Source organism: Shewanella sp. MF05956, assembly GCF_059758055.1.
In genome coordinates this window covers 133,069-148,627 of record NZ_JCAYNV010000004.1, presented here as the reverse complement: position 1 = coordinate 148,627, position 15,559 = coordinate 133,069, and the positions used below count along the sequence as shown (strand labels likewise).

Below are 15,559 nucleotides of genomic sequence, written 5' to 3'. Positions count from 1 at the left end.
ATGAAAATGAATTAAGTTCATTATTTATAGAACGTTTTCAGCTAAATTTGAAGCATAAAAAAGCAGAACCGAGATTCTGCTTGTCTATTTAGTTAAATAGTGAGGTCGTTGTACTTAACCAACCTACGCCTTCGCTTTATGACCTACGTATTCAAGGCCCCACACCAAGGCAATACCGACCAGCGCACACACTATGGCCATGACAATTTGTGATGACTCACCAGTAACTTGTTCAAACTGAAACGGCGATAAGTTTTGCTCCAGTAAAGGCACTTGTTCGCCTTTACTGTTTTCGCGCCAGCTAATCACTTCTTTCCACGGCCAAATTTTACCTAATGTACCAAGCATCAACCCGGTTAAAAACAGCACAGTGGCATCGTGAAACTTACGCAGCAAGGCCGATAGCACATGGCTAAAGCTGAGTAAACCAATGGCAGCGCCTGCAGCAAAACACGCTAGATAAATAATATCGAAGCCTTTAGCTGCTGCGAGTACCGCAGGGTACATGCCTAATAACAGCAAAATAAAGCTGCCAGAAATACCCGGTAAAATCATCGCGCATATTGCAATGGCGCCGCAAAAGAAAAAGTTAAGATAAGTAATCTGCAATTCAATGGGGTGCAATACCGTAATGGCCCACGCAAAGGCCACCCCAAGGGCAAACATGACAATACGCAGCGCAGTGTACCTTTCTACCTGCTTTACCATGTGCACAACAGAGTAAATAATTAACCCAAAAAAGAACGACCATACTGGAATGGGATGGGTGGCCAATAGCCACGAAATCAACTTAGCTAAGGTAAAAATACTGGTTAAGATACCGCCAAACACACACAGCAAAAATGGCCCGTTAATGTGCATAAAGGCCGCTTTAATCCCCTGCTGCTTAATAATGCCAAACAAAGATAAATTGATTTTGCGTATACCGTCTAACAATGGATCTAATATCCCGGTAATAAATGCAATGGTTCCACCAGAAACGCCCGGCACCACATCGGCAGCCCCCATGGCCATACCTTTGATATAATTCAACAACAAGTTCGATTTCAAAATTTATCCTTAACTATTCAGCACTGGCAAAATTATACCTGTCGCCAAGCAAATGAGCGATGAAAAAGAGTGCCTAACGCTTCACCCAAGGTTACAACAATGTTAACCTCATCCGACCAGACAACGTATTTATTCAATAATCCGAGTTTTTATTAATATGACACCAACTAAACCTAATAAAGTCATGTCACTGTACAAAAAAGTGACCTCATACCCTTTTGGCAAACATATTTTTTCTAAAATGGTCGCACGCATGGCGCCCTATTTTGGCACGGTTCATCCGTACATTAACGAGCTAAAGGTTAATCGTTGCGAATGTTTAATTAAAAAACGTAAAAAAGTGCAAAACCATATTGGTACCGTACATGTTATTGCGATTTGTAATGGCTTAGAAATGGCAATGGGCACCATGGCCGAAGCTTCTATTCCTGCGCATTTACGTTGGATACCTAAAGGGATGTCGGTTGACTATACCGCTAAAGCAGGGACTGATATTCTGTGTGTCGCAGAGGTAACACCAGAGCAGTGGCAAGTGGGTGATATGTTAGTGGACGTAAAAGCCTATGACACTAATGGTGTGGTAGTCGTACAAGGCCACATTAAGCTGTGGATTTCTGAAAAACCGAAAAAATAGTTATAAAATCATAAACAATCATAAGATAATCAAATTTATTATATTTTTTGCTAGGGAAGCATAATGTTAAAAAACGATCTCGCAAGTGTAAGTAATAATCACCTGGGTAAAATTATTCCAGTATCGATATTGTTAATCATGCTTATCAGCTTATATGGCAGCTGGTATACGATTGACCAAGGCGAACGCGGCGTATTATTGCGTAACGGTAAAATTATCGATACCGCAGAACCTGGGCTTGGGTTTAAAATTCCATTAATGGACACTGTGGTAAAAATCTCAACTCAAACTCACACCGCAAGTTATCAAGCGCTGCAGGCCTATAGCCGCGATCAGCAACCTGCTACCTTACGTGCGTCAGTGACGTTTAGTGTGCCACCCGATCGCGTTGAAGAAGTGTATGCCAAGTTTAAAGGCATCGACTCAATGGTTTCACGCTTGCTCGACCGCCAGGTGCCAACTCAAGTTGAGAACATTTTTGGTAAGTACACTGCTATCTCGGCGGTACAAGAGCGTATTAAGTTTGGTATTGACGTGACAGATGCCATTACCAAGTCAATCAAAGGCCCGGTAACGATTACCTCGGTACAGATAGAAAACATCGATTTTTCTAATGCTTATGAGAAATCGGTAGAAGACAGAATGCGCGCCGAAGTCGAAGTACAAACCCAATTGCAAAATCTTGAAAAAGAACGTGTTAGCGCGCAAATTGCCGTGACTCAAGCACAAGCAGAAGCTGACTCTCAGTTAGCGCGTGCCATTGCAGAAGCCGAAAGTATTCGGATTAAAGGTAATGCTGAAGCGTCAGCAATTAAAATCCGTGCCGAAGCTTTAGCACAAAACCAAAACCTGGTTGAGCTAACCAAAGCTGAGCGTTGGGACGGTAAGCTGCCTACCACCATGTTACCGACTGGCACGATCCCGTTTTTAGAAGTACAGAAAAAGTAATCCATAACCTTAAGTCAGCGTTGTGGATGCGTTTAATCCTCAATAACGATTAACATCTTAAAAAACCAAGCACAATGCTTGGTTTTTTATTGCCTCACGCGTAAATTAGCTAAAGCTTTAATCATCCAAAAGGACTTCTGCGATTAACAGTGTAACTCACATGGACGAGCAATCTGCTTCGACTCAACCACAACGCCTAGCCAACCTTGATGCCATTCGTGGTGTCGGCGTGCTGGGTATTTTCTTTTTAAATATCTATTTTATGGGCAATAGCTTTTATGGCTATGCGCCGCATGCTGTGCAGCCGGTTAGCGACATTACGATTGAGCTGTTGAGTAACTTTTTCCTGGAAGGCCGTTTCTTTAGCTTATTCGCAATGTTGTTTGGCGCGGGTATGTTAATTCAATTTCAAAAATACCAATCTGAGTTAACACCTAGTTCATCACAAACCTTTCTCAAGCAACAAAAGTGGCGCTTATATTGGCTGATTATATTTGGGATTATTCACGGGATTTTTATTTTCCCAGGCGATATTTTATTATCGTATGGCATTAGTGGCTTATTGGCTTTTAAGTATCGCTACCTCGATGCAGATGCATTAATCAGGCAGGCAAAATGGTTTATTTTTATGTCGCTGATCCCAATCACTTTGATATCGCTCACGCCAGACGACCAGGTATACCTGCGTGACTCCTCACTCTTTATTGAACAATTATCAGCATGGACGGGCAGCTATTCAGAGCAATTAGTGCTGCACCTAATGATGTTTGGTTACATGGTGATGGTCATCCCACTGACACTGATGTGGTTTATTGCTGGGCTGATGTTAATCGGCATGGCACTGTATAAACGCGAAGTATTTAGCAAGGGATTAGACGCCAAGACACTCAAACAAAGTCTCTTTTGGGCTGTGACGTTATCATTAATCGATTCAGTATTGAGCTTTAGCGGTAATACACTATTAGTGGCACTCTCTGACGTGATTTTACTGTTAAGCGCCATCGCCTGTGCTTTGGTGTATATCCATATCATTTGTTTGTTGTGTAAAAACAGCTCACAGCGTTTAAGCGCGCTGCAAAACGTCGGTAAACTGGCATTCAGTTTATATATTCTACAGTCCATTGTTGGGATTATACTGCTCCGCTACCTTGCCCCTGAATGGCAGCAACAGCTAGATAGAACGGGCTATATGTCTATCGCAGTCATTTACACCATGGTGCAACTATTGCTCGCGCATTGGTATTTACGTTATTTCAAACAAGGTCCACTGGAAAAGCTGTGGCGCTATTTAGTGCTAAGACGTGGCTAATCGCTGTAGGCATTGAGAGAAACAACACCTCGTCACCTGTAATCACATCATCTGAAAGTGAAAAACGCACATATGAACAAATTTGCTTGGCTAATGTTAACCGTGCTCACCATGGTGAGCGCATTGATTCAACCCTGGCTAACCGCCATTTTTTTATCGCTTAACTTACTGACCATCAGTTTGTATTACCTCGATAAACGCGCAGCGATTAAAAGCTCGCGCCGCATCAGTGAAAAAACACTTCACCTTTGTGCGTTATTTGGCGGTTGGCCCGCAGCGCTGTTAGGTCAATTTCATTTTCGCCATAAGACCCAAAAGAAACCTTTTATTAGGATATTGTGGTGCTGCATAGTGGTTAATATTGCCGTGATTAGCGCTGCGGGTTATGTCTATTTAGATTGGACCACAGTGCACATGTCATAAAGCATTAAAACATCTACCGCGAAACAATAACCCGCTTGCAAAATAGATTTGGCGTTGTTTGATAGCGCCAATCGTTTTGCGGTAAACTCATGCCACTAAACCTATTTTATTGAGAACAATTATGCGTATGATTTTGGCCGTGGTGGTCATTGCTGGAGTGATATTTTACTTTTTCAGCCAAATGAATAACTCAAAAGAAGCAAAAGAAAATATCGAAAAAGGTAAGTTGTTTTTAGCTGAAAATGTGAAGCGCGAAGGCGTAGTGCAAACCTTGTCTGGGCTGCAATATGAAATCCTCACCAAAGGCGACAACACCGAACATCCTAAAGCCAACAGCAAAGTGACCGTGCATTACCATGGCACGCGCATATAATAACAACTACAGTTAAACGGAAGCCGTTATCTACATAGGGTTGTTATCATGCGAGCATACATTTACTCACGTATCAGTTCCACTAAACAAAAAACAGGTGATGGGTTAGATAGACAGATTGAACTAACTCACAACTACGCTAAATCCCTTAATTTAGAAATCCAACAAGATAGCTTTCAAGACATTGCTTCTGGTTATCATGGTAAGCAAATGCAAGGTCGTCTAGGTGTGTTCTTGGATGCTATAAAAACAGGTAAAGTTCAAACGCCTTGTGCTTTAGTAGTTGAGTCATTAGATCGTTTAGGGCGTGAACATACAATGGACGCTCTACCGCGTTTAATGGACATTATAAACTCAGGTGTAGTTGTTCATGAAGTTTCAACTGGTGTAGTTTATAACCGCGAAGATACTCACAAAATCCATATTGCTATTGCTGTAATGGAACGTGCTCATAACGAGTCAAAAGTAAAAGCATTAAGAACTAAACAAGCTTATAAAAAAGCTAAACAAAAAGCAGCTGAAACGGGTAAAGTGATAACAAGCTTAGTGCCTGTTTGGATGGAAGTTAAAAACAATAAAATAGTATTAATCCCTGAACGTGCTGAGTTAGTTAAAAGAATATTCACAATGTATCTTAGTGGTTGTGGTGGTAGTGTTATTTCTAAACAACTAAGAGCTGAAGGTATTGAATATCCAGTTTATAATAAAAAATCATTTAAAACTAAAGTTGAATGGAATGAGCAACGAATTTTAAAAATGATCAAATCAACTGCTACTTATGGCGCTTTAACTAGCTCACAGCCTGAACATAAAGACGATGTTTTGTATGATTATTATCCTGCTGTTATCAATATTGACACATATAACAAAGCTCAACAAATAATGGCATCAAGAGTTATTAAAAAAACAAAAACTCATAAGTTACAAAACATATTCGCTGGTATCATGAAATGTGGTGCTTGTGGAGCATCTATACAACCATCATTATCTACTACAACAAAAAAAGGCATCAAAATACCTATGTGGTATCTAAGATGTTCTGATAAAGCACATGGTAAGTCATGTAAAGCAAAATCTATAAACTTACCTAATGCTGAATATACTATCTTGAACTTTTTTAGATCATTGCGTTTTAGCAAACTTCAAATCGATTCAACTGATGAAATTACTACTACAAAAGCTTTAGTAACTAAACTCGATGAACAAGCTTCTAATCTTTTATACTTAGTCTCAACTGGTAATCAACGTGCTATTTCGATGTTTGAACAAATAGAACAGCAACTAAAAGAAGCAAAGTCTAAGCTAATAACATTAGATCTACAAAATGAAAAACCACAAATCGAACGTATTGAAACAAAAGATGCTTTAGACTCATCTAATATAGATTTAAGACGTATTGTTAATATGGAGCTTCAAAAAGTTATTGACAAAATTGATGTGGTGGTAGTTAAAAAAGAAATAACATTTAGCGTTTACTTCAAAAATCCCAAGTTTGGTGTAAAACACATAAAACAATCAACTAAACCAGAAGAACTACCAAAAGGTTGGCATGCTGAAGCATAAGCATTAATCTGTTGTTTTCTTGCTTTAGTCTCATTACTATTATGAAAACCAACTGATAGTAATGAGGCCGTAAAATGCAACTAGCAAACACAGTAACTGAAAAGCGCGATATTACACTTGAAATCTTATCTAATAAAAACAGCATAAGAAATATGTTCAGCGAACTAGCGATGGACGAAGCTGAATCATTGTATTCAAAAATCACAGAAGTAATGGAAGCAAAACGCGAAGCATACGAAGCTGAATCAGCTGAACGTGAAGCTAAATTAAACGCTTTAAAAGAAATCAAAGACCAGCTTTCAGCTAAAGGTTTAAACATTGATGACTTGATTAGCTTAACACAAGGGCAACCTGTAGCTTCAATCCATCTACCTAAGAAAAAGCGTAACGTAAAAGCACAACCTAAGTTTCATTTTAACTATAAAGTTGATGGTGAAGATTTAGTTTACTTTGGTAAGATTGGTGGACGTAAACCAGATGCTTTCGTAAATTACTTAAAAGATAATATGATGACATTAGACGATGTTGTTTGTTCAGAAGATCGTGAAGCTTACTTAAAAGCAAAAGCACAAAAATAAAACAAACATTGAAGTCATAAAAAAGCCCTAGCATTATTGCTAGGGCTTTTTTTTATTTACGTTGAATCAAAACATCAAGTTTGTTATTAACCTCTTTAATGTCTTTTTTAAGTTCATCTACACTGTTATGTAAAGAAGAAACTTGTGATTTCAATACTGCTGTGTCGTATTGGTTCAAGTCAACTTTAGCATTAACTATAACTTGATTTTCCCATCTAACATCATCTCTTGCTTGTTTCTGTGCGTGATGTTGATTAAATGATTCAAGCATATCTACACGTTGTTGTGCTGCTTGTATTTGATTTTTAATTAAGTAACCAAACACTGCTGCTACTAGACTGATGCCTAGTAATATAAATTCAATAGGCATATTATTTCCTTATTATTTTTATTAGTGGAAATTATTATAAAAGACATACTAGATGCTTTTAGTATTATGCAACACCCCATTGTGGTTGTAATTGAGTAGGTAACCCAAAACCAAACGGTGCAGTGTTTAGTAAAGGCACTTTAATATGACTTAAACTATTAGCATAAGCACTTGCACCACTAAACATATAAATCATGTTTTGCACTTTACTACAATTGAAGTTAAGTGGTTGGTTAAAAGCTATTGCACTATTAAACATATAAGACATATTAGTAACTTTAATTGTATCAAATGTAAGTGGTTGATTGTATTTACTGCAACCTTTAAACATACTAGTCATATTAGTTACATTACTAGTGTTTATATTCATTGCGGTATTAAATGAATTAGCACCTTCAAACATACTAGTCATATTAGTTACGTTACTAGTATCTATGTTGATTGATTCATTGAATGCAACACAACCTTTAAACATATAACTTGTATCAGTCAAATATGGGCTTGTAAAGTTAATAGGCTTATTATATGTGATACAACCATTAAACATACCGGATGCATTGTTTAGTTTACTACAATCAAAGTTTAATATTTGATTTAAAGCACTACAACTATTAAACATACTAGACATCGTATAAACTTTACTTGTATCAAAGTTTAATAATTGATTGAATTTACTTGCACCACTAAACATACTAGACATATTAATAACTTTACTTGTATTGAAGTTAAGTGGTTGGTTAAAGTTTGATGCATATGAAAACATCATACTCATATCAGTTACGTTACTAGTATCAAAGTTTAATATTTGATTGAATTTTGATGTGTATGAAAACATCTGACTCATGTTAGTTACGTTACTAGTATCTAAGTTTATAGCGCTATTAAATGCACTACAACCACTAAACATATAAGACATTGTTGTTACGTAATTAGTGTCTAGTGTTACTGGTTGATTGAATGCAATTGCATTATAAAACATACTTTGTGTATTTGATAATTTATTTGAAACAATTTCTACAGGACTATTCAACACCCTACAACCACTAAACATGTTATCAATAGTGCTTAGATACTCACCAATAATAGAAATTGGTTGATTCAATGAACTTGCATTTTTAAACATATTAGATGCTGTAGTTGCTAGTCTAGCATTGATAGTTACTGGTGAGTTCAAACCAGATGATTCAAACATACTAGCTAAATCAGTAGCTACAGGAGCATTAAAATTAATAACTTGATTGAATGCATTAGCTTGATAGAACATTTTATTAAAGCTTTGCACTTTACTTGTATCAAAATTAACAGGTTGGTTGAACTTCGCAGCACCACTAAACATGTTCAACATATTTTGCACTTTACTTGTATCGAAATTAACAGGTTGGTTAAATGAACTTGCACTTAAAAACATCTGGGTCATGTCAGTTACGTTTCTAGTATCAAAATTAACAGGTTGGTTAAATGTTGAATTACCAAAAAACATACTTCTCATGTTAGTAATGTTTTGAGTATCTATTTTATTAAACGAGTTAACTGATATTAAAGATGGAAAGAAATAGAAAAAGTCATTTAAATCATCTACTGTTATATCAGTGTTATCAATATTGAATTGTTTGTTAAACAATAAATCAGTAACATAAGAAACTAATTCATTTTTAACTTTTACAATTTGTGAAAAACGTCTAGGTAATTTTGAAGTTGCATTTAAACTAACTACACCAAAATTAGGAATACCTACTAATATAGTATAACCAGTTTCAAACAATGAACTTACATCAAACAACATACTAGCATAATCTCTACTGCTACGAATATAACTCCTATCACCCTTTACTGTATAATAATTATTATTACTGTAACTGCTATTTGATTTTACTGTTAATACATCAGTTCCTTTCAAATCAGACAAAGCAACAACTTTACTTCCATTAACAACATTCTTTCCACCTACTGCATCAGACCATAAACTAGTTGTTATCTCTGAATCGAAATATGAAGTTGCATATTGAAGTATTGTTTCTGCTTTTTGGTCTTTATATATCTTAACCCATTCTCCATTTTCTTTTTTAAACCCAGAAGTTAAACGTCTCCAATCACCATTAGTGTTTTTTTTATATCCACGTTTAACTTTAACCCATTCATTACCTCGCTTTAAATATCCAGACATATTATTCCTCTATCCACCAAAAATCACCATCTACACCATCTAGTTGTGTAGGTTCATTTGCTGCTACTGTGTGGAGTGATAGGACAGATGATCTTACATCTAACTGAGTTTCTATATATTCAACCCACTTACCATTGTTTCGTATATATGACTTTCCATCTAAAGGAGCTTCCTCTACATAAACAATCCATTTATTTAAATAAACACGTAAAGAACCATCATCACCAATAACAATATCACCATTAATTGGATTGCTAGTAGTGTAACCTGTTGTTTTGCGGATAGAAGCTAACCCAACACCACCAGTAACGATAATATTAGAATCACGAATAGCAGAAGTGTAGAAATGGTTACCTGTTGAACCCATGTTCAAGTCATAAGGCAAACGTCTCCACGTCAAACCACCATCTATGCTGTCACATGAATAACCATCACGTAAACCAGCAAACGCATATAACCCATCAATAGCTAAAGTATTAATACTTGTATTAGGTATAGTTGCTTCTAAGTTTTTAATAGACGATGTCCACGTTAAACCTAAATCAGTTGACCTAGCAACATAACCATCACCAAAACCAGCAATAAAAGTGTTACCTGAAGCAGCAATACATTTACCTTGACTAGTTGATGGAGTGTTTAATCTACGCGGTAATGCAGTCCATGTTAAGCCCTTATCAGTTGAGCGTGATGCAGTTCCATCTTCAAGTAAAACGATAAAAACATCACCTGAAACAGCAATACCACCATTTGAACTATAATAGCTTGTAGTAGAGCCTGAATTTAAATACCTAGGTAAAGTTGTCCACGTTAAACCTTTATCAGTTGAACGTGATGCATATCCTTGTTCGTGTAATGCAACAATAACATTACCTGACATACCATAACCTAATACATCTATTGCACTACCTTCAAAGTCACTTTGACTAGTTGTTTTACCTGTATTAAATTCATCTCTTGTAATAACAGTCCAAGTATCACCTTTATCGTTACTATAAGCACCTTCGCCATACATACTACCAATAATAACAAAGTTACCATCAGCAGCAATCGCTTTACAACTTGAAGATGGATAGATGCGGTTTTGTCCAGTAAGCAAAGGAACCCAAGTATTACCATCATCAGTGCTTCTTGTCATTTGCCCATTACCAATACATGCATATATAGTTGTGTTTTTATATGATAAAGCAACGACACTATAAGTTGGATCAATAGCACCGAGTCCTTTTGGTATTCTTATCCATTCAGTAGTTGAAGTTAGTGTTTTAAGTTGTGTTTCTACTACAGACCAGTCGCCAAATTTACGCCCATATGTTTTACCATCCAATGGTGCTTCTAATAAACCAGCTCCATCTTTACCATCCTTACCATCTAAGCCGTTAATGCCTTGCTCACCAGTATCGCCTTTATCGCCTTTAATGCCTTGCTCACCAGTATCGCCTTTATCGCCTTTTTCACCAGTGTCTCCTTTTGCACCTGTATACAGTGGGATGTTTATGTTTGCAGTTGAAATTGCAACTACGCCATTTTGATCTATTTGTTCTACTGTTAATTCAATCATAGGTCACCATCTTCAGTGTAGCCTTTACTAACCTCAAACTTACCCTCAATAAACGTATAACGTTCTAAGCTTGGATAAATTAAATCAATATCATAATTGAATGTTTTTGGTTTTACTGGACTAGATAAGCTGTAAGTAAAATTACTAGTTAAATCAATTTGAAATACACCGCGATATATTTCTTGATTCAGTATTGTTATTGGAATAGCAAATAATTGTGTAGAAGTAGGAGCAATACGAGCATCGCCCTCTATTCTAATTCCTGTTAAATCTATTGTTTCAAGTGTAATTGCGTTCTTTACAGTTATTAATACTTTATAAGTATTGCCTGCTTTTAAACTCCAATCTAAAATGAATGGTTTGTGTGAAATAAGCATTATGCTTCCTCGTTATTTTTATTATGGAAGTGATATACTATTTATGTTTACTTTATTAAAACGGCTTGCACAACATTAGAGTTGATTAATGCTAGTTCTTCTTGAGTTTTATTTTTCTTTTCATATAAAGTATAAGTTTCTTCAAATGTTTCTTTATCATCAACTTGTTTACGTAACAACTCGCGTTCTAAGTTTAATGAAGAACCTAATAGAAACATCCTTTCAAGTTCTCTTATTACAAGTTTGTCTGAATCATTAAGTTTAAGTTGTTCTTCTGTTACACCAAATGATGTTCTAGCTTTAAGTATTTGAACACGAATACTAGGAGCAATGCTGCTTAATAACAATAATGTAGCATTTAATCTATCTAAGTGATCATCGACTATAACTATTAAACCCGTATTAGGTCTAACATCACTAGGTAATTTGTTGTCAAAAAACTCACCTAAGTAATACAAACTAGCTTTTGGGTTTATTGGTTTAGGTAGATCTATTTGTTTACTTAATCCATTTGTCCAAGTAAATTCTTTATTATGCTTACAAAATCGACCTGCGTAATTTGAACAATCTAAAATATTACCAATAAAAGCAATGTCATGATAACCATCTATATTAAGTATTACTTCTTGTTCTTTGCTTGTTAAATTTATCATCTTATTGTCCTTTTACAACTAAAGACATAGACGCTGGAACTACATCAGTAAAAATAAAAGCATTAGTAGCTCCAGCATAATATCTAAATTGTAATGCTTTTTGATTTCCTGAATACATTATACTGTTAGGCATACTTGTTATTGTTATTGCACACGAAATGATTCTTCTTACTTGCCTAGTATTGCCGTTTGCGTCAGTAACCGATACATCGCCCCAGCTAATAACCATATTACCACCCCACCCATTATTTAAAGGTAGTGTTTGGGTTACATCAGCGTCTTGTTTTAATAATGTAGCGTCAACTAATACATGTTGAGCTATTAGGGTTCTTGTGTTTGCTGAGTTAATAGAAGATACATCTATTTGAACATTAAAAGTAACACCTTCTGTTCTATTACTTATAATTGTTATTTTTGAACAATCCATATCAATCTTACCAACTACGTCAACAAATTTAGTCCTAGATCTGTAATAGTTTTTAGCTATAGTTATATTGTCAACTGTAGTAGTTCCCGCGCTAGTATAATCTAAGCTACACATAGGAACTTCTACATAATCCGACCAACCATCTATACTAGATACTCTCGCATCATATTGAAGTCTAGGATAACAACCCAATCTAACACCCGTTCCAGTATCTGCTGTTGTTGCTTGTATATATCCTTCATTACCAAACACAACAGCACCTTCAACTAAACCACCTTTAATATGTGAACCAAATATATATCCAGATACATTAACACCTACTGCATTCAACGCACCTGCTTTAGTTAATTGCCATCCTGCGTTGTTTAAACTAAAGTTAGTTGATTTAATATCATCTTTAATTTTAGCAAAACCAATAGTAGCATCTTGTATGTCTGCTATATTAATTGTTGCTTTAGTAGCTTCAATCGCAGAAGCAGATAAATGACTTGCATCAATAGAACCTGCTTTAATGTTAGCTGAATCTAACTCACCAATATGTGCCGTCTTAACAATAAGCTTCCCATTATCTACAGCAAACACTGCATTATCAGCACCATTAGCGTATATCTTAAAGCTATCAGCTAAGACACTAAACGAACTAGTAATACCATCATTAGCAATACCCATACCTGCTATTTTGCCATTTGAGTCTAAACTTAATGCCCAAGTAGAATTTAACCGTCCATCTAATGTAGCTAATGCACTAGTGGTTTGCGTAACTTTAGCTTGTAAGTCATCAGTGACTGATTTAACTTCTGTTTTAACTAAAGACAAATTAGAATCCACAGTAGAAGTATCTGCTTTACCTGTAATCGTATTAAGTAAATCAATTGATAATTGATCTGAACTAATATCTTGTAGCATTGCATTTACATCTTGAACTGATGCTTCAAATTGTGCGCTGTATACAATAGAGTCTTTACCGAAACAATCATATGCACCAAGTTTAAAGAAATAAACACCGTCATCAATAACAGGTTGATGTATTGAATTTGTTGCAACTAAATCAACTAAAATATTATTACTTAAAGGAGTAAAATCACGAGTTTTAGACATGTGAACTAACACACCTCTGTGATCATTAGCTGTAGGTGCATCGAATTTAACAGTAATACCAGACAACCCACCAAACACTTCAATACCTGAAAGCACTTGTTGTTGATAGTTTACTGCGTTGATTGTGTTTACTGGTGAACGTGCGCCATACTTAGCTACGACTGAAACTTTAAAAGTAACATTACGACTTATACCATTTTTAGTATTAGTATCATAATCAAATATAAATTTGTTTTCAGTTACAATACGAGTCAACGCTAAAACGTTTCTTACATACACTTCAACTTCATATCCTAAGAATACGTCTTTAACTTTACCTGAACCAATAGTAGATGGATTTTTAGGATCTGTTATTTTAATATCTTTCTCAAGCATACTATCCCAAGTAAAGATAAAATCAGGTGAATCGCTTTGTGCTTGTAAGTTAGTTACTTTTGGTAAAACAGTAGCATCATAACAGTTAACGTTTCTTAAATAACAGATTTCACTTGATCTATTAAAGATATCGCGGTTAACGACATAGAAATCATAATAAGTATTCTTTAAATCTGTAATTAAAGCTTCGTTTGTTTTAACGATAGTATAACGTTGGAAAGCAGTATCTGGTTCTGCTGATAACTTATACATCACATGAGTTTCGTATGTAGTTAAACTCTGATCCCAAGTTAGTTTACCAGTGATACCGAATTTACTATCTTCAAAATTAAACTGTAAATTAGATGGATTTGGAACATTGATTTTAGTAGGTGTAGGAATAACAACACCATCATAAACTAAATCATATATTTCTGAAGTGTATTCACGAGCTTTGATTTTAACAGTAAGAGGATTATCACCAAAAATATCACTAGTGTGTTCAACAACTCTAAACGCTTTATTAACCCAACCAGCTTCATCTAATGTAATAGTAAAAATATCATTTACTGAAACATTATAACCATCTTCTACTGTTTCGAATTCAATTTCTGTTTGTTCTAAATTTGAACGAACAATCATTGAAGCAAGCAAATCAACTTCTGCTTTTGAATTAGTAAATGGTAAGCTAATATCTTCTTTAATTACTTTATTATCTTTAAGGATAAATGGATCGTCATTAGTAGGTGGATATAAAACAGAAGCAGTATCTGATTCTTCATATAAAGTATTATAAGTAACTTCTAGTTGATTGAAATATTTGTCTTGTGCTTGATATTCGATTTTGATTTTATTAATAGTATGTTCAAGTTCAAAGTGCTGAACTGATACTGCTGGAACATCTAGCATTAAATGAACAACACCATTTAAACGAGTCAAACTAGCTCTAAAACATAACAATAAAGCTTCAATGATTTTCTTATATTCTTCAGCTTGGTCAATAACACCATTGCATCGAATTAAGTTAACATCACACCAATTAGCAGCTTCAATGAAGCTATTTAAATTTAAGTCTACAGCAGTGAAACCCGCGCCATATCTAGTGTGTGTCAAGTAATCGTATAAACATAAAGCTGGGTTTGTGCCAGGCTCGGTTACTGAGTCATATACACCACCGCCACTTGTATAACCATAAACTTCTTCATTAGATTGATAACGTATATCTTGAACTAAACGACCTTTGACGAATGAAGTTAACGTAACGTTTTCGTCTTTAATCTCACCACCTAAACGAATCTTCAAAGCAATAGCAGCTTTACCATTCAGCGTAGAATCAGCTTTCCATTTAGTTGATGTAGTATCAAATAAACTAATGTGACGCCCATCTGTGTGACCATTCCAAAGTTCTATTTGAATGTGCTTATTGAATTTAGCTGAAATATCAGCTTGTCCAATAACACCAGATTGATATGAACCAACAAATAAATCTTCGTCATTAATTTTTACGTTTTTAAATGAAGCAATAGGGCCTTCTGCAATAACATAAACCATACACAAGTATTGTTCTTTATTACTGATTTCAACTTTATCTTCAAATATCTTAATCCCGTCTACGCGAGATTCCCCATAACACAATGGGACTACTACTTCTGAATGTTTTGTTACTGCCATGATAAATCC

Annotated in this window: 13 protein-coding genes and 1 pseudogene; 7 read left to right on the top strand and 7 right to left on the bottom strand. The window is 35.5% G+C overall.

The window, feature by feature from the left end; all coding sequences use genetic code 11:
• Window positions 1-123: 123 nt before the first annotated feature.
• Window positions 124-1,050, bottom strand: a complete 927-nt coding sequence (locus AC19MX_RS06065; RefSeq protein WP_498297055.1) for a polyprenyl-phosphate transporter — start codon at window positions 1,048-1,050, stop codon at window positions 124-126.
• Between the two features lie 157 nt (window positions 1,051-1,207).
• Here AC19MX_RS06065 and AC19MX_RS06060 point away from each other — a divergent pair, with 157 nt between their 5' ends.
• The 7 genes and pseudogenes from AC19MX_RS06060 (at window position 1,208) to AC19MX_RS06030 (ending at window position 6,878) form a co-directional block, all read left to right on the top strand.
• Window positions 1,208-1,684 carry a hotdog fold domain-containing protein gene (locus AC19MX_RS06060; protein WP_188954569.1) on the top strand — a complete coding sequence of 159 codons (477 nt, stop codon included), beginning with the start codon at window positions 1,208-1,210 and terminating at the stop codon, window positions 1,682-1,684.
• Window positions 1,685-1,747: 63 nt separating this feature from the next.
• Window positions 1,748-2,632 (top strand): prohibitin family protein, encoded by an 885-nt coding sequence (locus AC19MX_RS06055; RefSeq protein ID WP_432399402.1) that lies wholly within the window; start codon window positions 1,748-1,750, stop codon window positions 2,630-2,632.
• A 160-nt stretch (window positions 2,633-2,792) separates the two neighbouring features.
• Window positions 2,793-3,941, top strand: coding sequence for a DUF418 domain-containing protein (locus AC19MX_RS06050; RefSeq protein ID WP_498297053.1), 1,149 nt, complete (start codon window positions 2,793-2,795; stop codon window positions 3,939-3,941).
• Window positions 3,942-4,013: 72 nt separating this feature from the next.
• Window positions 4,014-4,364 carry a DUF1294 domain-containing protein gene (locus AC19MX_RS06045; RefSeq protein WP_498297051.1) on the top strand — a complete coding sequence of 117 codons (351 nt, stop codon included), beginning with the start codon at window positions 4,014-4,016 and terminating at the stop codon, window positions 4,362-4,364.
• 121 nt (window positions 4,365-4,485) lie between these two features.
• Window positions 4,486-4,734, top strand: a pseudogene (locus tag AC19MX_RS06040) (FKBP-type peptidyl-prolyl cis-trans isomerase N-terminal domain-containing protein); the annotation flags it as partial.
• Between the two features lie 51 nt (window positions 4,735-4,785).
• The gene (locus tag AC19MX_RS06035) at window positions 4,786-6,300 is read left to right on the top strand and encodes a recombinase family protein (protein ID WP_498297050.1); all 1,515 of its coding nucleotides are present in this window, start codon (window positions 4,786-4,788) and stop codon (window positions 6,298-6,300) included.
• Window positions 6,301-6,374: 74 nt separating this feature from the next.
• Window positions 6,375-6,878 carry an H-NS family histone-like protein gene (locus tag AC19MX_RS06030; protein ID WP_498297048.1) on the top strand — a complete coding sequence of 168 codons (504 nt, stop codon included), beginning with the start codon at window positions 6,375-6,377 and terminating at the stop codon, window positions 6,876-6,878.
• Window positions 6,879-6,930: 52 nt separating this feature from the next.
• Here the strand turns inward: AC19MX_RS06030 and AC19MX_RS06025 are convergent, their stop codons facing one another.
• The 6 genes from AC19MX_RS06025 to AC19MX_RS06000 all read right to left on the bottom strand — a co-directional run bounded on the left by AC19MX_RS06025 (window position 6,931) and on the right by AC19MX_RS06000 (window position 15,550).
• The gene (locus AC19MX_RS06025; protein ID WP_498297046.1) at window positions 6,931-7,248 is read right to left on the bottom strand and encodes a hypothetical protein; all 318 of its coding nucleotides are present in this window, start codon (window positions 7,246-7,248) and stop codon (window positions 6,931-6,933) included.
• A gap of 64 nt (window positions 7,249-7,312) precedes the next feature.
• Window positions 7,313-9,412 (bottom strand): BspA family leucine-rich repeat surface protein, encoded by a 2,100-nt coding sequence (locus tag AC19MX_RS06020; protein ID WP_498297044.1) that lies wholly within the window; start codon window positions 9,410-9,412, stop codon window positions 7,313-7,315.
• Between the two features lies 1 nt (window position 9,413).
• Window positions 9,414-10,970, bottom strand: coding sequence for a WD40/YVTN/BNR-like repeat-containing protein (locus tag AC19MX_RS06015; protein ID WP_498297043.1), 1,557 nt, complete (start codon window positions 10,968-10,970; stop codon window positions 9,414-9,416).
• Window positions 10,967-11,347, bottom strand: coding sequence for a hypothetical protein (locus AC19MX_RS06010; protein WP_498297041.1), 381 nt, complete (start codon window positions 11,345-11,347; stop codon window positions 10,967-10,969). The genes AC19MX_RS06015 and AC19MX_RS06010 overlap by 4 nt, the downstream gene beginning before the upstream one ends.
• Window positions 11,348-11,394: 47 nt before the next feature.
• Window positions 11,395-12,000: a hypothetical protein gene (locus AC19MX_RS06005; protein WP_498297039.1), complete on the bottom strand. Its 606-nt coding sequence runs from the start codon at window positions 11,998-12,000 to the stop codon at window positions 11,395-11,397.
• A 1-nt stretch (window position 12,001) separates the two neighbouring features.
• Window positions 12,002-15,550: a phage tail tip fiber protein gene (locus AC19MX_RS06000; RefSeq protein ID WP_498297038.1), complete on the bottom strand. Its 3,549-nt coding sequence runs from the start codon at window positions 15,548-15,550 to the stop codon at window positions 12,002-12,004.
• Window positions 15,551-15,559: the final 9 nt, after the last annotated feature.

Bases quoted from the DNA above. Each gene is read 5' to 3' on its own strand.
- AC19MX_RS06060 (WP_188954569.1), top strand. From the start codon at position 1,208: ATGACACCAACTAAACCTAATAAAGTCATGTCACTGTACAAAAAAGTG.
- AC19MX_RS06055 (WP_432399402.1), top strand. From the start codon at position 1,748: ATGTTAAAAAACGATCTCGCAAGTGTAAGTAATAATCACCTGGGTAAA.
- AC19MX_RS06050 (WP_498297053.1), top strand. From the start codon at position 2,793: ATGGACGAGCAATCTGCTTCGACTCAACCACAACGCCTAGCCAACCTT.
- AC19MX_RS06045 (WP_498297051.1), top strand. From the start codon at position 4,014: ATGAACAAATTTGCTTGGCTAATGTTAACCGTGCTCACCATGGTGAGC.
- AC19MX_RS06035 (WP_498297050.1), top strand. From the start codon at position 4,786: ATGCGAGCATACATTTACTCACGTATCAGTTCCACTAAACAAAAAACA.
- AC19MX_RS06030 (WP_498297048.1), top strand. From the start codon at position 6,375: ATGCAACTAGCAAACACAGTAACTGAAAAGCGCGATATTACACTTGAA.
- AC19MX_RS06025 (WP_498297046.1), bottom strand. From the start codon at position 7,248: ATGCCTATTGAATTTATATTACTAGGCATCAGTCTAGTAGCAGCAGTG.
- AC19MX_RS06020 (WP_498297044.1), bottom strand. From the start codon at position 9,412: ATGTCTGGATATTTAAAGCGAGGTAATGAATGGGTTAAAGTTAAACGT.
- AC19MX_RS06015 (WP_498297043.1), bottom strand. From the start codon at position 10,970: ATGATTGAATTAACAGTAGAACAAATAGATCAAAATGGCGTAGTTGCA.
- AC19MX_RS06010 (WP_498297041.1), bottom strand. From the start codon at position 11,347: ATGCTTATTTCACACAAACCATTCATTTTAGATTGGAGTTTAAAAGCA.
- AC19MX_RS06005 (WP_498297039.1), bottom strand. From the start codon at position 12,000: ATGATAAATTTAACAAGCAAAGAACAAGAAGTAATACTTAATATAGAT.
- AC19MX_RS06000 (WP_498297038.1), bottom strand. From the start codon at position 15,550: ATGGCAGTAACAAAACATTCAGAAGTAGTAGTCCCATTGTGTTATGGG.